Raw genomic sequence first — 18,011 nt, forward strand, 5'->3', positions numbered from 1 at the left:
CCGGAGCGCACGCATGAGGGCGATCGTACCGACCCGGGCCCGCCCAGGTCGAAATCATTCCCCGCCGCAGGCCTCCCCGAAGACGTCCAGGTTCTCCTGGAGGGCCTTGAGCAGCCGGTCCCGCTCGGCGTCGTCGACCTGCACGGGGGTGACCTCGCAGGCGCCGGTGAGGCGGCGGAACCCGCCCCGGCTCTCCAGCCGCCCCAGCACGCGCACGGGCAGCCCGACCAGGTGCGCGTGTCCGGCGATCCGGTACGCCTCCTCGTCCAGCGTGATCCGCACGTGCGGCACGTCGGCCCCGGCGAGCACCCGCAGCCGTACGGTGCCGGCGCCGCGCGGCCCGGTTCTGCGCATCCGGACGACCGTGCCGGTGAGCCGCACCGGCACGGAGGGCTCCGCGCGCAGGTAGCGGGCGCCGGCCTCGCGCAGGGCGGGCAGGTCGCCGGGCGAGAACTCGACGGGTTCGGCGGAGGTGGCGCAGCCCTCGGGGACACCGGCGGCCGGGGCCCAGGCGACGGCGACGCGGGCGCCCTCGGTGCCGCGGACGAGGGCGACGAGCGCCTCGGTGAGTTCGTGGCTGACGCCTGCCGCGACGGCGCTGTCGAAGGCGTCCATGGCGCCGGTGGCCCGCCGGTAGTCGACGGCCTCACGGGCGGCGAAGAGGGCCTGGTGGAGGCGGACGGCGAGGGGGCGGCCGGTGGTGACGGGCACGAAGGCGGTGAGCCGGCGGCCGTCGGGGGCGGGGCCGACCAGGACGTTCGCCAGGGACGCGGCGGCGGCGCGACGGTGCCGGGCTCCGTGGTAGCCGGCCCGTGCGCGGGTGGCGAGGGCGCCGGCGAGCAGAACGCCCCGGGCGGCGGAGCGCAGGTGCTCCTCCACCGTCCAGGACGCGGTGCCCGCGGGGCCGGTCGGTAGGTCGCGCGACCAGCGGATCTCGTCGCTGGGTACGGCGAGGGAGACGAGGATCTCGCGGGCGGAGGGCGTGCCGCTGCGGGAGAGAGCGAGCAGTGCCTCGGCGAGCAGGTCGTCGCTGTCGGGGAAGGCGCGGCTGTCGGGCACCAGCAGGCTGGTGGCACCGCCGCCGGGGCCGGGCGGGGTCCAGCGGGCGTAGCGGCCAGGGACGGCGCCGCGCCGGTGCCAGCCGTGCCGGTGCAGCAGGGCGGCGAGCACGGCCGGGTCGACGGCGGCGGGCTCGGGCACCCCGCCGTCCCAGGCGGTGCCGCCGGTGTCGGCGGGGTGTGTCCGGACCGGGCGCAGGGGTTCGTGGGTGGGGCGGTGCGTCATGGTTTCCCTCCCGTCCCGACCCGCGTCATGATCTCGCACAGCGCCCGGTCGTCGAAGACCCGTGCGGTCGGTATCCGCACGGTGGTGCGCCGCCGGCCCGTGACCGGGTGTCCGGCGAGGTTGGTCCAGTAGCAGCAGTGCCTGAGGTCCAGCCGGTCGTGGCCGGCGCGCAGCCACTTGTCGCGGGAGCGCGGGACGATCATCACGACCAGGATCTTGTGCACCGACACCGGGGTGCGGGCGAGCTTGGCCAGGTGGTCGTTGTCGAGGGTGAAGGAGAAGAAGCGGCCCGGTGGGCTCGGCGGGATCTGGTAGGTCGCCTTGAGCTGCACCTTGATGGTGACCTCGTCGTCGACGGTGTGCCCGGGTGCGCTGTGGCTGACGTGCCAGTCGATGCCGTTGTCCGGGAAGGGCTGGGACAACGAGCAGCCGGCCGCGGCGGCGACCGCGTGCAGATAGCCGACCTGCAGGGTCTCCATGCAGGCGGTGGTGGCGAGGGAACCGCGAGTGGGCGCCGTGCACTCGGGCAGCAGCCCGCCCCGTTCGGGCTGCGCTACGGCCATGGCCAACAGCCTTCCAGAACTGGTGAGATCGCGCTGTGGGTCGCTGAACTGCAAAGACCCGTACTCCTGTTGTGTCCTTCCGGCGTACGCCGCAAACAGCCCGGGTATCACCGAACCGGGACAGAAGACGGCGCGTCGGCTGCCGTGTCCGGACGAGGAGTTGAGTGCCCTATGACGTGCTGGTTCGAGGGGCCGCTGGCCGCCTTCGACACGGAGACGACGGGTGTGGACGTCGAGACCGACCGGATCGTGTCGGCGGCCCTGGTCGTCCAGGACGCCCCGGGGCTCAGGCCCCGGGTCAGCCGCTGGCTGGTGAACCCGGGGGTGCCGGTGCCCGAGGCCGCGACGGCGGTGCACGGGTTGACGGAGGAGCATCTGCAGCGCAACGGCCGCTGGCCGGCGCCGGTGATGTACGAGATAGCCGAGGCGATCGGCGAGCAGGCCCGGGCCGGCCGTCCGCTCGTGGTGATGAACGCGCCGTTCGACCTCACGCTGCTGGACCGGGAGTTGCGCCGCCACCGGGCCTCGTCGCTGGCCGCCCGGCTGGAGCGGACGTCGCTGCACGTCCTGGATCCGCGCGTGCTCGACAAACACCTGGACCGCTACCGCAAGGGCCGCCGCACTCTCACCGACCTGTGCACGCACTACGGCGTGGAGCTGGAGGGAGCGCACGACGCGGCGGCCGACGCGCAGGCCGCGCTGGGGGTCGTCCGGGCGCTGGGGCGCCGCTTCCAGGCGCGGCTGGGGCGGCTGTCCCCCGCCGAGCTGCACACGCTCCAGGCGGTGTGGCACGCGGGACAGGCCCGGGGACTGCAGGCGTGGTTCGCGCTCAACGGGACCGAGGAGGCCGTGGACCCGGCCTGGCCCCTGCGTCCGGACCTGCCGGCGGCGGCGTGATCACACGAAGAGGCCGGTCCGTCGCACGACGGACCGGCCTCTTTCCGGGTGGGCGATACTGGGTTCGAACCAGTGACCTCTTCGGTGTGAACGAAGCGCTCTCCCACTGAGCTAATCGCCCGGGAACGCACTGAACAATACAGGGAGCGGCACGGTTCCTTCAAACCGCTTCCGGACCATCGGACAGGCGGGCCGCCAGCCCGCGCCGGCCGGCCCGCATCATCAGCCGGTGGTTGGCCCGGAACAGGGGCCGCCCCGGCACGGCGAGGCGGCGCAGCAGGGGTTTGCGGACGTCGACCTCCTGGTCGTAGCGGACCCTGCTGCCGCCGGTGCCGTCGGGGACGACCGTCCAGCGGGCCCGGCCCTCGATGTCGCCGGACAGGGAGACCTCGAGCACGCCGGCCGCCGGGTCGCGCCGCAGCTCCCGCGCGGTCTGGGTCAGGCCGTACGGGAGGAGGGAGCGGATCCGGAGGACGGCGCCGGCGTCGTCGAGGCGGGTGACCTCGCGCACCTGGGGCCACCAGCGGGGATAGTCCTCGATGCGTTCGAGCTCGCGGTAGACGGCGGGGGCGGGCGCGGGCAGGGTCCACAGGCTGCGGAAGACGTAATGGTTCCAGTCCACCCGTGGAGTGTGCCCGCGTCCGCCCCCGTCACGTGCGGGCTACGGCATCCTGTCCCCCAGGAGTGCGAGGTTCTCGATGGCGGCGAGGCCGTAGAGCGCGGTGTCGTTGGTGGACACCCAGCTCGCCTCGCTGCCCGGCACCAGGGCGACGGGGCCGCTCAGCTTCTCCGTCTTCCAGGGTGCCGACTCCTTGTAGCCGTCGGAGTTGTAGAACTTGTCCCAGGCGCGCCTGGCCAGCTTGTCGTCCCCGGTCCGGACGGCCGCGTAGGCGTCGAGGCGGGAGTGGCCCTGGAAGAGGATCAGGCTGCCGAAGTTGCTGCCGTAGCGGGCGGTCTGTTCGGCCTTGGAGGCGTTGAAGTAGCGGCAGTAGTCGTAGTACGCCTCGTTGAACTTCGGCATGTCGACGAGGTCGATGAGTTCGGCGCACAGTTCGTTCAGTCCGAAGACCGCCGAGAGGTGCGAGACGGCGACGACGGGTTTCTCGGCGATGGCGAACCTGCCGGTGTCCAGGTCGTAGAGGCCGCTGCCCTGGACGAAGCCGTTGGGCTGGGCGGCGATGGTCTCCATGGTGGACAGGACGCGGGCCCTGGCCTTCTGCCACTTCGGGCCCTTGCGTTCCCACTCGGTCAGCCAGGCGGAGACCAGGCCGCTCCAGTCGGTGCCGAAGCCGATCGACAGGGCGTGCGGGTCGGGCGTGTAGTCGGGGTCGGGGCGGACCTTGCGCTGGGGGTCGAGGACGAGGAAGGTCTCGTCGGAGTCGACGTTGGCCCGCATGAGGTCGCCGACGCGTTCGTCGGCGGTGAGGAAGTAGTAGAAGCGCCGGTAGGTGGTGTTGGCGATGCGCTGCTGCTTGGCGCTGTCGGCGTAGTGCTGGACGCCGTGCCGGGTGCCGAGGCCCGCCCACTTGCCGAGGTGGTAGACGTCGACCTCGCCGGTGTGCCGGGTCATGGCCTCGGCGAAGCGGAAGATGTCGGCGCGGCCGGAGCGCAGGTAGGCGTACCAGAGCCACAGGTCCGGGGAGAGCTCGGAGTTGTCCCAGGCGTAGCCGCCGACGTCGTAGCGCCACTGGTGCCGGGCCGTGTCGTAGGTGTGCATGATGTCGCCGTAGTCCCAGAAGCCGTACCAGCGGCGCTGCTCCACCTGGTCCTTGTAGTAGGTGAAGAGGAAGTCGAGGTGGTCCTCGATCTTCGCCTTGGCGGGGGTGGAGCGGTCGGGTTCGGAGTAGAGGCCGCGTCCGAAGACCCCGGCCTTGATGAGCTGCTGGGGCGGGGCGGCGAGCTGCGGCAGGACGCGGACGGCCTCGACCTGCCGGGCGAGCGTCTCGGCGCTCGGGGTGGCGGCGTTGGCCCAGAACAGCAGTTCCGAGGTGCGGGCGATGCCGTAGGGGGTGCCGAAGCCGGGTTCGTAGTCCTCGTAGGTGATGTTGAGGCCCTCGAGCTGTTCGGCGAAGGTGTCCTGGCCCATGCCGTCGTGGTAGAAGCGCAGGTCCATGGGCTGGGCCTCGGGCGACCAGAGCCAGAGGGTGACCTCGGCCTCGTCGGTGTGGGCGTCGCGGACGTCGAGCTGGGCGGGGTACTTCTCCCAGAAGTCGCGCAGGCCGAAGGAGAGGCCGCCGCTCGCGCCGCCGACGTAGCCGAAGCCGGAGGCGCGCCGGCCGCCGCCCGCGCCGATCCAGCCGTGGCCCTTCTTGGTGCGCTTGCGCACGGTGAAGCCGTCGGCGGAGAGCTGGGAGAGGGTGTAGTCACCCCACTCGGGGATGTACTGCAGGCGTGTGGTGACCCGCTGGTCCCAGGTGGACGGGTCGGGCAGTTTCTCGCCGGCGAACTGTGCCGCCTGCACGGCGGCTCCCGGGTCGCGGCGCAGTCCTGTGATGCCCTTGACGGCCTCGCGCAGCAGGCCGGTGCCCTCGCCGCCGATGCGGATGTGGCGGTCGTAGGCCGCGTCGCGCATCGGCACGGTGAAGCGGACGCCGAGGCCGCGGATGAAGTCGCCACTCGCCCTGCCGGGCTCCTGGGTGCCGTCGAACGTGATGGTGTGCACCATGCGGAAGGAGTCGGCGCCCGCGTAGAAGTAGAGGCGGAGGGAGAACGGCAGCCAGCTCCGGTCGCCCTTGCGGTGCTTGCCGTCGATGCGGACGACGGCACGCACCGGGCCCTCCTGCTCGACCTTCACCTCGGTGATCGCTCCGTCGAAGCGTTCGTACTTGACCGTGCCCTGGTCGCCGTCCTCGATCTCGGGCTGGCGCAGCAGGACGAGGCGGCCGTTCTTCGCGATCTCGGTGGAGCCTCTGGTGACCGATCTGATCAGCGTGGCGCCGGACGTGCCGATCCTGGCGGTGATGACGCCGGTCGATATGTCGATGGTGCCGCCGTGCCGGGTGACGGTGACCTTCTCGGCGGGTGCGGCGGGGGTACCGGCGGTCAGGGTGAGTTCGCCCTTGCCGGAACCGACTGCGTGCGCGGTCCATTTCAGGGAGCCGTCGGGCCAGTACGCGAGGGGCCAGGACTGCACGGGTACGGCCTTGCCGTCCGCGTCCGTCACGGCGAACGACTGGTCCTCCCGGTAGGTGCCCTTGGGCCAGGGGACGCCGACGGTGGAGCCGGGGGCGGCGCCCAGGCCGCCGTCCTCCAGCCAGGTCAGGGTGACGGGGCTGTCGTCGGCGGCCCGGGCGGCGGGTGCGGCCTGGGCGTTCCTGGCGCCGAGCGCCCAGCTGAACTGGGCGGTGGCGCCGGCCACGGCGGCCGCCTTGAGGAGGGATCTGCGGGGGATGGGGGACATGGCCTTTCCTTTCCGTTCCGTGCGACAGCAAGGGGATGTCAAGGGCATGACAGAGAGAGGTGCGGCGCCGGGGCGCCGACCTCGGTACGGGGCACACCGCTGGTCAGCGGTGCCGGTAACGCTCCTCCACGGCGACGGCCGCCGCCGCGACGGCGCCCAGCACGGCGATCCCGAGCGGCACGCTGAACCAGGCGGAACAGACCACCAGGGCCAGCCCGCCCACGATCAGGAAGGAGCCGACGGGGTCGAGTACGGTGCGGCGGCCGGCCCCGGCGAGAAGGGAGCGCCAGGAGGCGCCGGGCCGCCAGGCCGCCGCCGCACGCAACCCGGCCACGGCCGCGCCGATCAGGGCGAGCACCCCGACGACGCCGACCAACGGGCCGCCGGGCAGCCCGTTGCGCACGGCCTGCACGTCCACCCACACCGCGGCGAGGACGGCCCATCCCGCGAGTCCGACGAGCCACCCCCCGCGCAGCGCGGCCCGGAAATCGGCCGTGAACTCGCGCAGGCCGCCCCGTTCGTGGGCGAGCCGGCGTCCGAGGTGCCGCGCGCCTGCCGCGAACGCGGCGGGACAGGTGACCAGCGGCAGCGAGGCCACCGCGATCCACACCCCGGTCAGCAGGCACTCGGCGAACAGCGCGAACCGCTCGGCGAGCCGTGACTCCCCGCGTTCCGCACGGACCCTTGCGCGCACCTCGGTCATGATCGGTTCACCTCAGCCCTTCAGACCGGACGTCGCCATGCCGTCGATCAGGTAGCGCTGGAAGGCCAGGAAGAAGGCGAGGACGGGCAGCAGCGCGACGAGCGACATGGCGATCATGCCGCCGTAGTTGGCCAGCCCTTCCTGGTCCACGAACATCTTCAGACCGAGGGAGACGGTGTACTTGCCGGGTTCGTTGAGGTAGATCAGCGGACCCATGAAGTCGTTCCAGGAGTTGATGAAGGTGAAGATCGCGCTGGTGATGAGCGCCGGGCGGCACAGCGGGAGCACGATCGACCAGTAGATGCGGAAGTGTCCGCAGCCGTCGAGGCGGGCCGCCTCGTCCAGTTCCCTGGGCAGGTTGCGCATGAACTGCACCATGAGGAAGACGAAGAACGCCTCCGTGGCGAGGTACTTCCCCAGCAGCAGCGGGGTGTACGTGTTGATCATGCCCATGTTGCGGAACAGGACGTACTGCGGGATCAGCAGGACGTGGTACGGCAGCAGCAGGGTGCCGATCATCAGGGTGAAGAGCAGATTGCGGCCCGCGAATCTGATCTTCGAGAAGGCGTACGCGGTGAGCGAGCAGGACGCCAGGATCCCGACGACCGAGCCGACCGCGAGGAAGAGGGAGTTGAAGAAGAAGGTGGAGACGGAGATGTCCGCGATGCCGTCGGCGAGGCTCGTGTAGTTGGAGACGACCGGATCGGCCGGGAAGAGGTCCAGGCTGCCGACGATGTCCTCGCTCTTCTTGAACGAGCCGCCGATCACCCAGATCACCGGGTAGAGGATCACCGCGAGGATCGCCAGCGACCCGATGTGCCAGGCGAGCGAGCCCGGCATCCTGCGCCGCAGCGCTCCCGTCGTGGACCGGGCCGGCGTGACGTCGGTGGCCTGCGCGCTCATCGGCCGCCCTCCTCGTAGTGCACCCAGCGCTTCTGGGACCAGAACAGCACCGCCGTCACCAGGGCGACCGCGACGAGCAGCATCCACGCCATGGCGGAGGCCAGGCCCATGCGGCTGTTCTCGAAGCCCTGGACGTACAGATAACAGGTATAGACCATCGAGCCGTCGGCCGGGCCGCAGGCGTTGCCTCCGGCACCGCCGCCGACGATGTACGCCGAGCTGAAGATCTGGAACGAGTGGATCGTCTCCAGCAGGACGTTGAAGAAGAGGACCGGGGAGATCATCGGCAGGGTGATGTTCCAGAACTGCCGCAGCTTGCCCGCCCCGTCCACGTCGGCCGCCTCGTACAGCTCGCGCGGCACCTGCTTGAGGCCGGCCAGGAAGATGACCATGGGTGCGCCGAACTGCCAGACGGTGAGCGCGACCAGGCTGTAGATGATCAGGTCCGGGTCACCGGTCCAGCCGCCGACGTCGATCCCGAAGAGCTGCTGGGTGCGGTCGACGGCCGCGTCGTCCGAGAAGATCGCCTTCCACACGATGGCGATGGACACGCTCGCGCCGATCAGGGAGGGGGCGTAGAAGGCGGCCCGGTAGAAGGCCTGCCCGCGCCGCTTCTGCGCCAGCAGCAGCGCGACACCGAGTGCGGCGATCAGCTTGATCGGCGTGCCGACGACGACGTACCAGAGCGTGACCTGCACCGAGTGGCGCCAGCGGGGGTCGCCGAACATCTCGGAGAAGTTGTCCAGGCCGATCCACCGGGGTGTGTCGAACAGGTCGTAGTCGGTGAACGCGAAGTAGAAGGAGGCGATCATCGGTCCTGCCGTCAGCAGCAGGAAACCGGCGATCCAGGGGGACATGAAGAGGTAGCCGGCCAGGTTGTCCCGGCGCCGCCGGCGCTTCAGGGCGGCGGGGCTCGGAGACTTCACCGGACCGTGCCGCGGCTCGGAGTTCCGGGCCAGGTCCTCCATCGCGGGGGCGTGTGTCACGGCGCTTCCCATCAGCCGGCGAGAGCCGTCTTCGACTCGTTGAAGAACTGCTCGACCGCGTCGTCCACGGACCGCTTGCCCAGTGCCATCTCCTCGGCGATGCGCAGGAACGCGGCCTCGCAGATGTCGGCACCGTTCGGGTGCGGGGTGATGGGCTGCAGGACGCCCGCCTTCACGAGGGACTCCTCGTAGGCGGCGATCGCCTTGTTGACCGGGTCGGTCGGCTGGTAGGCGTCGTACTGGGCCTGCGTCGCGGGGACGCCGCGGTCGTACCCCATGATCTTGGCGACCTCGGGGTCGTGGACCATGAAGTCGATGAACTGGGCGACTTCCTTGGGGTGCTGGGTGCGCTTGGAGCCGCTGAGCATCAGGGAGCCCAGGTACTGGCCGGTCTTCTTGCCGTCCGTGGTGGGGATGGGCGCGAGGCCGTACTCGCTCTTGCCCTCCGAGGTGTAGCGGACGGTGAAGTTGTCCCAGGTGAACTCACTGCCCGCGAGTTCCGCGGCGACCGCCGACTTGGGCTTGACCTGGACGACCTTCTTCGGGTCGGCGACCAGGCCGGACTTCAGGCTCTTCTCCGCCTTGGTCCACCACTGGGTCAGGTCGGCCTCGGTGAAGCCGAGTCCGTCCTTCGTGAAGAAGGCCTTGCCGTTCTGACGCAGGTACAGGTCGTAGAGGTACATGACGCCGTACATGCCGCTGTCCCCGGCCCGGCCGGTCCTGTCGCGGATCTTCTTCATCGCCTCGTCGAAGTCGTCCCAGGTCCAGCCCTGTTCGGGCGTGACGCCGGCCCGGGTGTAGACGTGCTTGTCGATGACGAGGGCCATCGAGTTGGAACCGACGGGCACGCCGAGGAGCTTGCCGTCGATCTCGCCGAACTTCTCCAGGCCCGCCCGGAAACCGGCCAGGGAGAGGTTGCCCGCCTCGACCTGGTCGCTCAGGTCGAGCAGGACATTCTTCGCGTCGTATTTGCGGAGAAATCCGATGGCATTCTGGAAGACGTCCGGAGGATTCCCGCCGGAGGCCTGGGTGTTGAACTTCTTCCAGAAGTCGGTGTACTGCTGGAAGTCGGTCTTGACCTTGATCTTCGGGTACTTCTTCTCGAAGAGCGCGATGCTCTTGTTGATCCGCTCGGCCCGGTCCTCGGCACCCCACCAGGAGTAACGGATCGTCACCGTCCCGTCTCCCGCTCCGGTGCCGCCGCCGCACGCGGTGGCCGTGGCACCCAGCCCCGCGACGGCCAGCGAGGCCCCCGCCGCCTTGAGGATCGTCCGCCTCTCCACATTCCTGTTCTGCTGCATATGAGCCTCCCCGCGCCGTCGCGTCGCCCCATGAATCGTTTCAAGTAAGCGCTTGCTGGCACAAGTTACGGACGGCCCACGGGGACGTCAATGATTCGGACAGGAATTGATGGGGCGCGGGAGCGGGCGACGGCGACGGCGGTCACGGCCCCCGAGGCCGACGCGAAGGGAAAACCGCAGGTCGACACGGTGCGGACCGGCCGGCCGAACACCGATACCCCCGACGGAGCCCGCACCGCCGAAGGTCACGGTTGAATGAAGGAAGGCCGAAGCGGAACGGCCGCACACCTTCTCGGTCCGGTCGGGCACGGCCGCTCGCGCGCGAAACGACCGCCCGCCCGCGCACACGACAGAGCGGCCCGGCTCACGATCGGTGAGCCGGGCCGCCTGATGATCCGGTGGGCGATACTGGGTTCGAACCAGTGACCTCTTCGGTGTGAACGAAGCGCTCTCCCACTGAGCTAATCGCCCGGACGCAGGAAGAACATTACCCCATGTCAGGGGGTGCCCGTGACCAGCGGGGGCCGGAGGCCCGCGCCCCCGCCGCGGATCACTGGTCCTTGATCTTCCAGGGCATCTGCAGACCGAACTTCCACAGATAGATCCCGGCCAGCACGCCGATGATCACCACGCCGACCGAGGTCAGGATGATGTTCCGGCGCCGCACCCTGGGATCCAGCGCCCGCTGCGCCGCCTCGGTGACCTTGCGCTTGGTCCAGCGCAGCACCAGCTGGGCCCACACGAACTCGGTCGCCCAGATCGCCATGCCGCCGAAGATCACGACCCAGCCCGGTCCCGGGAGCGGCAGCATGATGATGCCGACCACGACCACCGCGAGCCCCACGACGAAAACGCCGACCTGCCAGCTGACATGCAGGGCACGGCGCGCTTTGATGAATTCCGGCGCCCGCGAGCCGAGCGCACGCTCCTCCGGGGCACCGTCCGTCCCCGATCGGTCCTGTGCCACGACGGCATCGCCTGGCTTGTCACTCCCCGTGTTCATACAGTCAAACACTACCGGAGCGAAACCTGTCACCGGAATGGGCGCACGCCGAGAACGATCTTTCGGCCGGAAGAGTTACCTAAACCCACGCAAAACACTCAGAGGGGTTTACAACGGCACCGTAGGTGGCATGTCGATTTCGCCGACGTGCGAATCCCCGAGCGCACACTGAGCGAAAGGCCCTGGCGCTTATGAACACCACGGTCAGCTGCGAGCTGCACCTGCGCCTCGTTGTGTCGAGCGAGTCCTCCCTGCCTGTCCCCGCAGGCCTGCGGTACGACACGGCCGACCCCTACGCCGTGCACGCCACCTTCCACACCGGAGCCGAGGAAACCGTCGAGTGGGTGTTCGCCCGCGACCTCCTCGCCGAAGGCCTCCACCGCCCCACCGGCACGGGTGACGTCCGAGTCTGGCCGTCGCGCAGTCACGGTCAGGGCGTCGTGTGCATCGCCCTGAGCTCCCCGGAGGGCGAGGCACTGCTCGAGGCCCCGGCGCGGGCTCTGGAGTCCTTCCTGAAGCGCACAGACGCCGCCGTGCCCCCCGGCACGGAACACCGGCATTTCGATCTCGATCAGGAGCTCTCGCACATCCTGGCGGAAAGCTAGGGGCGAGGCCCCGTGAGGCCGCCCGGCGCCGTCGACTCGGGGTGACGGCACGGGCCCGGACAACCGCATACGACACACACCGGCGTCGTCGCCGCGGACCCCCGCGGGACAACGCCGGTGCGCGTGCGTGCCCCGGCGGCCACCGCGGGGCAGCGGCACCGTCCGCCGGGGTGGGGCGGGAAGGGGGCCGGGTACGGAGAGCAGCCCGCGCAGAGCCGGGCGCGGGAGGGCCGTGGGCGGGAACCAGGGCCGGTTCGCCGCCGTTGTACCGGCGACCGCGGGCCCGGGGCCGTGGGCGGAGCCGGTCCGGCCGGCGCGGAAGCCACTACGATCGGCCAGCATCGGCGGGTGCCCGCGCCCGACCCCCAGGCCAGGGAGCAGAACGTGCTGATCACCCACGACACCCGGTGCGCGCTCGACACCGTGGTGGATCTGGTGAACACCGTGCCGGAGGACGACTCGGCGCCGGACGGGCTGCCGGACGTGGCGGCCCTCGAGGATTTCGTGGGAGCGCACGAGATCAGCGACGTGGGTGCCCTCTCGGAGCTGGACCTCGCGGCGGTGCGCAAGATCCGCGGCCGGTTCGCGGCCGTCTTCGCCGCCCCGGAGCCCCGTGCCGCCGCCGGGCTGATCAACGAGCTGGTCGCCGCCGCCGGGACCACCCCCCGGCTCACCGACCACGACGGCTACGACTGGCACATCCACTACTTCGCACCCGGTGCCTCGGTCGCCGACCATCTGGCCGCCGACTGCGGCATGGCCCTGGCCTTCTTCGTGGTCGCCGGGGAGCAGGAGCGGCTGCGCCGGTGCGAGGCGCCCGACTGCCGGCGTGCCTTCGTCGATCTCTCCCGCAACCGCTCCCGGCGGTACTGCGACAGCCGTACGTGCGGGAACCGCCTGCACGTGGCCGCGTACCGGGCACGGCGCAAGGAGGCCACGGGCTGAACACGGACCGACACGGCCCCGGCGGGTGACGCCGGGGACCGCGGGTACGGCTCACAGCAACAGCAGGTCGTGCAACGAAGCCATGAGGAGCAGACACCCGATCACCGCAAGGAAGATCATGAGCGGTGGCTGGGAAAGGGCGAAGAGGCAGCCGCGCGGTTCGTCCTGTGGTGGCGCGGCTTCGCTCTGTCTCGTGTCCAGCTGTGTGTCCAGCTGAGTCGGGTCCGGCATCTCGCCGTGATGATGACGCAGCGCACCCGCCCGGCGCGATCAACACGCCCGTAAGCACCGGGTGTTCGTTGAATTCCGCAATGTCCGGTTCGGGTTGTGATCATTTCCGAGCGTCCGCCGACGGGCCCGGACCGTTGTGTCGTTTCAATACGGCGTCACGCCCACCTGCGCCCTGCTTCCTCGGGCGCCGTGCTCCCTCAGATGCCGTGCTTCTTCAGATGCCGTGCTTCTTCAGAATGGCCTCGATGTCGCTGAAGTCCTCGTCGCCGCGGGGTGCGCTCGCGGGCCGGGCGGGTCGGGGCGCCGCAGAGGCGCCGGAGCCGCCCAGGGACGGCCTGGAGTCCGACGGGGCCGCCGTCTCGCGCTGTGCGGCGGCGCGGGCCTCTTTGCGTTCCTTGCGGGTGCCGCCGCGGCGGCGCTCCACGGCGCGCGTGGTCATGAACAGCACCCAGGCGACGCCCAGCACGGCGAAGCCGGCCCAGGCCGTCGGGCTGAAGGCCGTGTCGGCGAGCCACTCCACGATGCCCGTCATCACCAGGCCGACCGGAATCAGTGCGTACGCGGCGATGCGGGCGGCCGCGAGGAACCGCCTTCGGTACGCGGTGACCGCCGCTATGCCCAAGCCGGCCGCGGACACCGCGGAGCAGACTGTCTCGGCAATCATCCGGTCCTCCAGGGTGGGCTCCGGTCGGGCATGAGCACTTCGTCCCTTCCATCCTGCACCGCCGTGGCCCGGCCGGGCCACGTCCCGACCCCTACATCAGGGAGATCTAGGGGTCGGCTCCTTCCCAGGTGCCGGTGACGGGGTACACCGGCGGCGCCCCGGGTCCGGTTGGGGCGTCCCCGCGGGGGCTGGGAGACTGGGGGCATGAGCGACTCCTCCCCCGCCCCCGCCGCCGTTCCCGTTCTCGACGTCTGGTGCGAGCTGCAGTGCCCGGACTGCCGCACCGCCCTGGACGACGTCCGCGCCCTGCGCGCCCGCTACGGCGACCGTCTCGAGGTGCGACTGCGGCACTTCCCGCTGGAGAAGCACAAGCACGCCTTCGCCGCCGCGCAGGCCGCCGAGGAGGCCATGGAGCAGGGCCGGGGCTGGCCGTACGTGGAGGCCGTGCTGGGCCGGGTCGCGGAGCTGGACCGCAGGGGGGAGCCCTTCCTGGTCGAGGTGGCCCGGGAACTGGGGCTGGACGCGGAGGAGTTCGACACCGCCCTCGTCGACGGCCGGCACATCCTGATCGTCGACGCCGACCAGGCCGAGGGCAAGGCGATCGGCGTGACCGGCACCCCCACGTACGTGATCGGCGGCGAGCGCCTCGACGGCGGCAAGAGCCAGGAAGGGCTGCGCGGGCGCATCGAGGAGATCGTGGACCGGCTCCTGGCCGGACAGGACGCCTGAAGCGCCGTCCGGCCGGGCTCCTACAGCAACGGCTTGGAGTAGCTGTAGCGCGTGGTCTCGTAACCGAGCGACGCGTAGAGCCGCTCGGCCGGGGTGTTGCCCGCGAAGACGTTCAGTCCGACGAGGCGCCGGCCGGCGGCGAGCGCCTGGGTCTCCGCCAGGAGCATCAGCGTGCGGCCGTGCCCCCGCCCGCGATGGGCCGCGTCGGTCTCGACGTCGAAGACGTAGGCCCGGTCCTCGTGCAGCGCCAGCCACAGGACGCCGACCCGGTCGCCGTCGTGCTCGAGCACGCTGAACAGCGTGTTCTCGGTGTCCAGGCCCCGCGGCAGCAGGGTCCGGTGGTCGTTGCGGGCCTTGGCGCGGGCCTCGGCCTCCGGGACGCCCCGCTCCATCCAGGTGCGGACGTACTGTTCCGACTGGTGGCTCTGCCAGGCGTCGAACTCGGCGGAGGTCATGGGGCGCGGGCTGCTGCCCGCGGGCAGGACGGGCGGGGCGGCGCCGAGTGATTTCACCATGCCGCGGGTGCGCAGGACGTAGCCGAGCGCCCCGGCGAGGCGCGGGGCGGCCTCGTCGTCACCGGTGATGCTCACCTGGATCTGCCGGCAGCCCCAGCTCCGTGCCACCTCCTCGGCGGCGAGCGCGGCGACCGTGCCCCTGCCACGCCGTCGGTCGGGTTCGTCGATGCGCAACTCGTGGATCACGGCCACCGAGTCGCCGAAGGCCGGGGAGGTGCCGAGGTGTATCGCGCCGACGGGACGGCTGTTCACACACACCTGGTAGCGGCGTGAACGGCTCCCGTCGGCCGCGCGCTGAAGCGGCTCGGTCGGCCGCAGAGTCGTGGTCATCAGGGGAGTTCTACCCCTCGCACGGCCTCTGGAGCAGTCGAATATCGCCTCTCACGGGTCGAGGTCGTCCCCGGACCGTTCGTCGAAGATCCGCATGGCCTTGGCGGTCACCGGGCCGGGCGCGCCCGGCAGTTCGCGGTCGTCGATCCGGTGCACGGCCTGCACGTCCCGCAGGGTGGAGGTCAGGAAGACCTCGTCGGCGCGCTCCAGGACGTCCAGCGGGAGGTCGGTCTCGCGGGCGCCGGTCCACTCGACGGTCAGCGCCCGGGTGATCCCGGCGAGGCAGCCGGAGGCGACCGGCGGGGTGTGGATCTCGCCGTCGAGGACGACGAAGACGTTGGACCCGGTGCCCTCGCACAGCTGCCCGACCGTGTTGGCGAACAGGGCCTCGGTGGCGCCTCGTTCGCGGGCACGGGCCAGGGCGACGACGTTCTCGGCGTAGGAGGTGGTCTTCAGACCGGCGAGCGCGCCGCGTTCGTTGCGGGTCCAGGGCACGGTGATCACGGCGGTGGAGTCGGGGCGGCGGCCGGTCTCCCCGAGGGCGACCACGAGGGTCGTGCCGTGCTCCCCGCGGTCGGAGCCCAGCGGACCGTGGCCGCCGGTGTAGGTGATGCGCAGCCGGCCCAGCGGCATCGGGTCGGCCTCGAGGACGGCGGCGCAGGCGCGGCGGACCTCGTCGAGGTCGGGGTCGGGCAGGCCCAGGCCGCGGGCCGAGCGGGTCAGCCGGTCGAGGTGCCGGGTCAGCGCGAACGGCCTGCCGTCCACCGCCTTGACCGTCTCGAAGATGCCGTCGCCCACGGTCAGCCCGTGGTCGAACACGGAGACACGGGCGGACTCGATGTCCCGCAGTCCGCCGTCGAGCCAGATCTTCACGTCTGTTGCGCCTCTCCACTTCCGTCGGCCTCGTACGCACCCGACGCTACCGCGAGCAGCCGGGACGCCTTCAGTTCGGTCTCCCGCCACTCCCCCTCGGGGTCGGACCCCCAGGTGATGCCGGCGCCGGTGCCGAAGCGCAGCAGCCCCGCGGCCCGGTCGATCCAGAAGGTGCGGATGCCGACGGCCAGCTCGCCGGTGCCCCGGTCGGCGTCGACCCAGCCGACGCCGCCGCAGTAGGGGCCCCTGGGCGCGGTCTCCAGCTCCTGGATGATCCGCAGGGCGCTCGCCTTGGGAGCGCCGGTGACCGAGCCGGGCGGGAAGGCGGCGCCCAGCAGCTCCGGCCAGCCGGCGCCGGGGCGCAGCTCGCCGCGCACGGTGGACACGAGATGGACCAGCCCCGGGTGCTTCTCCACGGCGCACAGGTCGGGCACCGTCACGCTGCCCGCGGCGCAGACCCGGCCGATGTCGTTGCGGACCAGGTCCACGATCATCACGTTCTCGGCGTAGTCCTTCTCCAGCAGGTCGGCCTCGGTCCGTCCGGTGCCCTTGATCGGCCCGGACTCGACGGTCCGGCCGTCCCGGCTCAGGAACAGCTCGGGCGAGGCGGTGGCGATCTCGAGGCCGTGCCCGGGCAGCCGGATCGTTCCCGCGTACGGCGCGGGGTTGCCGCGGGCCAGCACCGCGGTGAGGGCGTCCACGTCGGCGTCGGGGGCGACGGGCGCCGACAGCACCCGGCAGAGGTTGGCCTGGTAGACCTCGCCGGCGGCTATGTACGCGCGGATGCGGCGCACGGCGGCGGTGTACGCGGCGCGGTCGAGGGAGGACGTCCAGTCGCCGACGGCCGGCCCCCGCCAGCGGCCCGGTACCGGCGCGGGGACGGGGATCGTCCGTACGTCGGCGAAACGTGCGCAGGTCAGGCGGCCCTCGAAGTCCGCGCACACGGCCCAGAAGCCCTGGGATTCGAGGGCGGCGGGATCACTCGTGACGTCGAGCAGACCGGTGGCGAGCCGGTCGCCGAACCGGGCGAGGGGAGGGAGGTCGAGCACGTGGCCGAGTCTAGGCGGCGTGTCGTCCAGGTGACCCGAACGTGTCCTTCCGGAGGCCCTGACCAGGTCCGCGCGCCGGGGCACCGCAGCACGCTGCACAAACGCGTTTTTGTACTGGCCCGGGAATCCGCTAGAGTTCAACACGTCGCCGGGACGCGCAAGCGGACCGGACCGACAGGCGGACGTAGCTCAGTTGGTAGAGCGCAACCTTGCCAAGGTTGAGGTCGCGAGTTCGAGCCTCGTCGTCCGCTCGCAGGAACAGGGGTCCTCCCGGGTCCCCTACACTCCTGGTGGAGTGGCCGAGAGGCGAGGCAACGGCCTGCAAAGCCGTCTACACGGGTTCAAATCCCGTCTCCACCTCCAAGGACGATTAGCTCAGCGGGAGAGCGCTTCCCTGACACGGAAGAGGTCACTGGTTCAATCCCAGTATCGTCCACTGTCCGCAAGGACCCCGCGCGATTAGCTCAGCGGGAGAGCGCTTCCCTGACACGGAAGAGGTCACTGGTTCAATCCCAGTATCGCGCACGCAGTATCTCCAAGGACGATTAGCTCAGCGGGAGAGCGCTTCCCTGACACGGAAGAGGTCACTGGTTCAATCCCAGTATCGTCCACAGCACCGAAGCCCCCGGCCGTCTCGTACGGCCGGGGGCTTCGTCGTGCTCGCGCTCAGCTGGAGAAGAGCATGCGGCCGAAGCTCTTGTGGTGGTGGCCGTAGTGGCCGTGGCCGTGCTGCGGGGCGCCCCAGGCGGGAGCCTGGGCGGCCGGATAGGCCTGCGGGGCGGCGGGCGGGGGCGGCGGCGCGGGCTGGGACCACTGCGCCTCCAGACGGGTCAGCGACTCCAGCTCCCCGTAGTCGAGGAAGATCCCGCGGCAACCGCTGCACTGCTCGATCTGAACGCCGTTGCGGTTGTAGGTGTGCATCGGTGCGTGGCACTTGGGGCACTGCATGTTCGGCTCAACTCCTCGCTGGTCGGTCCTGCTTCGCGTATCGCCTGGACAGACTCCGTCCGGCGGCGGTCGGTTGCACCCT

Annotated in this window: 19 protein-coding genes and 7 tRNA genes; 9 read left to right on the plus strand and 17 right to left on the minus strand. The window is 71.0% G+C overall.

From position 1 onward, the window contains the following. Positions 1-54 precede the first annotated feature (54 nt). Both ACIRFH_RS21730 and ACIRFH_RS21735 read right to left on the minus strand, forming a co-directional pair. Positions 55-1,284 carry a hypothetical protein gene (locus ACIRFH_RS21730; protein WP_403523154.1) on the minus strand — a complete coding sequence of 410 codons (1,230 nt, stop codon included), beginning with the start codon at positions 1,282-1,284 and terminating at the stop codon, positions 55-57. Further along, entirely contained in the window at positions 1,281-1,847 is a 567-nt protein-coding gene (locus ACIRFH_RS21735) for a DUF4365 domain-containing protein (protein WP_403523157.1), read from the minus strand. Before ACIRFH_RS21735 ends, ACIRFH_RS21730 begins: the two co-directional genes overlap by 4 nt. A gap of 171 nt (positions 1,848-2,018) precedes the next feature. Between ACIRFH_RS21735 and ACIRFH_RS21740 the strand changes: the two genes are divergently transcribed. Beyond that, positions 2,019-2,744: a 3'-5' exonuclease gene (locus ACIRFH_RS21740; RefSeq protein ID WP_403523160.1), complete on the plus strand. Its 726-nt coding sequence runs from the start codon at positions 2,019-2,021 to the stop codon at positions 2,742-2,744. A gap of 49 nt (positions 2,745-2,793) precedes the next feature. Here the strand turns inward: ACIRFH_RS21740 and ACIRFH_RS21745 are convergent. From ACIRFH_RS21745 to ACIRFH_RS21785, 9 genes are all read right to left on the minus strand, one after another. Further along, positions 2,794-2,865 (minus strand) — tRNA-Val (locus tag ACIRFH_RS21745). Positions 2,866-2,904: 39 nt separating this feature from the next. After that, complete coding sequence (locus ACIRFH_RS21750; protein ID WP_403523162.1) at positions 2,905-3,366, minus strand: SRPBCC family protein; 462 nt, start codon at positions 3,364-3,366, stop codon at positions 2,905-2,907. A gap of 39 nt (positions 3,367-3,405) precedes the next feature. Then, positions 3,406-6,144, minus strand: a complete 2,739-nt coding sequence (locus ACIRFH_RS21755; RefSeq protein WP_403523164.1) for a Tat pathway signal sequence domain protein — start codon at positions 6,142-6,144, stop codon at positions 3,406-3,408. A gap of 103 nt (positions 6,145-6,247) precedes the next feature. Then, positions 6,248-6,847: a hypothetical protein gene (locus ACIRFH_RS21760; protein WP_403523167.1), complete on the minus strand. Its 600-nt coding sequence runs from the start codon at positions 6,845-6,847 to the stop codon at positions 6,248-6,250. 12 nt (positions 6,848-6,859) lie between these two features. Beyond that, entirely contained in the window at positions 6,860-7,750 is an 891-nt protein-coding gene (locus ACIRFH_RS21765) for a carbohydrate ABC transporter permease (protein ID WP_403523169.1), read from the minus strand. Then, entirely contained in the window at positions 7,747-8,748 is a 1,002-nt protein-coding gene (locus tag ACIRFH_RS21770; protein ID WP_403523172.1) for a carbohydrate ABC transporter permease, read from the minus strand. Before ACIRFH_RS21770 ends, ACIRFH_RS21765 begins: the two co-directional genes overlap by 4 nt. Beyond that, a complete protein-coding gene (locus tag ACIRFH_RS21775; protein ID WP_403523174.1) occupies positions 8,748-10,037 on the minus strand; it encodes an ABC transporter substrate-binding protein in 1,290 nt (429 codons plus the stop codon). The genes ACIRFH_RS21770 and ACIRFH_RS21775 overlap by 1 nt, the downstream gene beginning before the upstream one ends. Positions 10,038-10,436: 399 nt before the next feature. Continuing rightward, positions 10,437-10,508: transfer RNA gene (locus ACIRFH_RS21780), tRNA-Val, on the minus strand. Positions 10,509-10,587: 79 nt separating this feature from the next. Further along, a complete protein-coding gene (locus ACIRFH_RS21785) occupies positions 10,588-11,040 on the minus strand; it encodes a TIGR02611 family protein (RefSeq protein ID WP_403523177.1) in 453 nt (150 codons plus the stop codon). 191 nt (positions 11,041-11,231) lie between these two features. On the opposite strand from ACIRFH_RS21785, the gene ACIRFH_RS21790 reads away from it, so the two are divergent. Together ACIRFH_RS21790 and ACIRFH_RS21795 are read left to right on the plus strand one after the other, a co-directional pair. Continuing rightward, a complete protein-coding gene (locus tag ACIRFH_RS21790; protein ID WP_004002642.1) occupies positions 11,232-11,645 on the plus strand; it encodes an SsgA family sporulation/cell division regulator in 414 nt (137 codons plus the stop codon). A 384-nt stretch (positions 11,646-12,029) separates the two neighbouring features. Further along, a complete protein-coding gene (locus ACIRFH_RS21795) occupies positions 12,030-12,590 on the plus strand; it encodes a CGNR zinc finger domain-containing protein (protein ID WP_403523439.1) in 561 nt (186 codons plus the stop codon). Positions 12,591-12,641: 51 nt separating this feature from the next. On the opposite strand, the gene ACIRFH_RS21800 is transcribed toward ACIRFH_RS21795, so the two are convergent. Together ACIRFH_RS21800 and ACIRFH_RS21805 are read right to left on the minus strand one after the other, a co-directional pair. Next, a complete protein-coding gene (locus ACIRFH_RS21800; protein WP_403523180.1) occupies positions 12,642-12,821 on the minus strand; it encodes a hypothetical protein in 180 nt (59 codons plus the stop codon). A gap of 214 nt (positions 12,822-13,035) precedes the next feature. Next, on the minus strand, positions 13,036-13,485 hold the full coding sequence (locus ACIRFH_RS21805) for a hypothetical protein (RefSeq protein WP_403523182.1): 450 nt from the start codon (positions 13,483-13,485) through the stop codon (positions 13,036-13,038). Between the two features lie 204 nt (positions 13,486-13,689). Between ACIRFH_RS21805 and ACIRFH_RS21810 the strand changes: the two genes are divergently transcribed. After that, the gene (locus ACIRFH_RS21810; protein WP_403523185.1) at positions 13,690-14,214 is read left to right on the plus strand and encodes a DsbA family protein; all 525 of its coding nucleotides are present in this window, start codon (positions 13,690-13,692) and stop codon (positions 14,212-14,214) included. A 20-nt stretch (positions 14,215-14,234) separates the two neighbouring features. Here ACIRFH_RS21810 and ACIRFH_RS21815 read toward each other — a convergent pair whose 3' ends face one another. Genes ACIRFH_RS21815 through ACIRFH_RS21825 form a run of 3 tightly spaced genes read right to left on the minus strand, consistent with a single transcriptional unit; the run spans position 14,235 to position 16,981 of the window. Continuing rightward, positions 14,235-15,059 (minus strand): GNAT family N-acetyltransferase, encoded by an 825-nt coding sequence (locus ACIRFH_RS21815; RefSeq protein ID WP_403523188.1) that lies wholly within the window; start codon positions 15,057-15,059, stop codon positions 14,235-14,237. A 51-nt stretch (positions 15,060-15,110) separates the two neighbouring features. After that, entirely contained in the window at positions 15,111-15,932 is an 822-nt protein-coding gene (locus ACIRFH_RS21820; RefSeq protein ID WP_403523191.1) for an aminotransferase class IV, read from the minus strand. Then, a complete protein-coding gene (locus ACIRFH_RS21825) occupies positions 15,929-16,981 on the minus strand; it encodes a chorismate-binding protein (protein WP_403523194.1) in 1,053 nt (350 codons plus the stop codon). Before ACIRFH_RS21825 ends, ACIRFH_RS21820 begins: the two co-directional genes overlap by 4 nt. 178 nt (positions 16,982-17,159) lie before the next feature. On the opposite strand from ACIRFH_RS21825, the gene ACIRFH_RS21830 reads away from it, so the two are divergent. The 5 genes from ACIRFH_RS21830 (at position 17,160) to ACIRFH_RS21850 (ending at position 17,592) form a co-directional block, all read left to right on the plus strand. Then, a tRNA-Gly gene (locus ACIRFH_RS21830) sits at positions 17,160-17,232 on the plus strand. Positions 17,233-17,270: 38 nt separating this feature from the next. Further along, a tRNA-Cys gene (locus tag ACIRFH_RS21835) sits at positions 17,271-17,344 on the plus strand. Position 17,345: 1 nt separating this feature from the next. Then, a tRNA-Val gene (locus ACIRFH_RS21840) sits at positions 17,346-17,417 on the plus strand. A gap of 17 nt (positions 17,418-17,434) precedes the next feature. Further along, positions 17,435-17,506: transfer RNA gene (locus ACIRFH_RS21845), tRNA-Val, on the plus strand. Positions 17,507-17,520: 14 nt separating this feature from the next. Beyond that, positions 17,521-17,592 (plus strand) — tRNA-Val (locus tag ACIRFH_RS21850). Between the two features lie 55 nt (positions 17,593-17,647). Here ACIRFH_RS21850 and ACIRFH_RS21855 read toward each other — a convergent pair. Further along, complete coding sequence (locus ACIRFH_RS21855) at positions 17,648-17,929, minus strand: zf-TFIIB domain-containing protein (RefSeq protein WP_403523196.1); 282 nt, start codon at positions 17,927-17,929, stop codon at positions 17,648-17,650. Positions 17,930-18,011 lie beyond the last annotated feature (82 nt).

Source organism: Streptomyces sp. NPDC093586, assembly GCF_044764905.1.
Taxonomy (GTDB): domain Bacteria; phylum Actinomycetota; class Actinomycetes; order Streptomycetales; family Streptomycetaceae; genus Streptomyces.

Coding starts and splice junctions, on each gene's coding strand:
- ACIRFH_RS21810 (WP_403523185.1), top strand. CDS start 13,690: ATGAGCGACTCCTCCCCCGCCCCCGCCGCCGTTCCCGTTCTCGACGTC.
- ACIRFH_RS21785 (WP_403523177.1), bottom strand. CDS start 11,040: ATGAACACGGGGAGTGACAAGCCAGGCGATGCCGTCGTGGCACAGGAC.
- ACIRFH_RS21815 (WP_403523188.1), bottom strand. CDS start 15,059: ATGACCACGACTCTGCGGCCGACCGAGCCGCTTCAGCGCGCGGCCGAC.
- ACIRFH_RS21790 (WP_004002642.1), top strand. CDS start 11,232: ATGAACACCACGGTCAGCTGCGAGCTGCACCTGCGCCTCGTTGTGTCG.
- ACIRFH_RS21755 (WP_403523164.1), bottom strand. CDS start 6,144: ATGTCCCCCATCCCCCGCAGATCCCTCCTCAAGGCGGCCGCCGTGGCC.
- ACIRFH_RS21730 (WP_403523154.1), bottom strand. CDS start 1,284: ATGACGCACCGCCCCACCCACGAACCCCTGCGCCCGGTCCGGACACAC.
- ACIRFH_RS21805 (WP_403523182.1), bottom strand. CDS start 13,485: ATGATTGCCGAGACAGTCTGCTCCGCGGTGTCCGCGGCCGGCTTGGGC.
- ACIRFH_RS21760 (WP_403523167.1), bottom strand. CDS start 6,847: ATGACCGAGGTGCGCGCAAGGGTCCGTGCGGAACGCGGGGAGTCACGG.
- ACIRFH_RS21735 (WP_403523157.1), bottom strand. CDS start 1,847: ATGGCCGTAGCGCAGCCCGAACGGGGCGGGCTGCTGCCCGAGTGCACG.
- ACIRFH_RS21800 (WP_403523180.1), bottom strand. CDS start 12,821: ATGCCGGACCCGACTCAGCTGGACACACAGCTGGACACGAGACAGAGC.
- ACIRFH_RS21770 (WP_403523172.1), bottom strand. CDS start 8,748: ATGGGAAGCGCCGTGACACACGCCCCCGCGATGGAGGACCTGGCCCGG.
- ACIRFH_RS21855 (WP_403523196.1), bottom strand. CDS start 17,929: ATGCAGTGCCCCAAGTGCCACGCACCGATGCACACCTACAACCGCAAC.
- ACIRFH_RS21775 (WP_403523174.1), bottom strand. CDS start 10,037: ATGCAGCAGAACAGGAATGTGGAGAGGCGGACGATCCTCAAGGCGGCG.
- ACIRFH_RS21740 (WP_403523160.1), top strand. CDS start 2,019: ATGACGTGCTGGTTCGAGGGGCCGCTGGCCGCCTTCGACACGGAGACG.
- ACIRFH_RS21765 (WP_403523169.1), bottom strand. CDS start 7,750: ATGAGCGCGCAGGCCACCGACGTCACGCCGGCCCGGTCCACGACGGGA.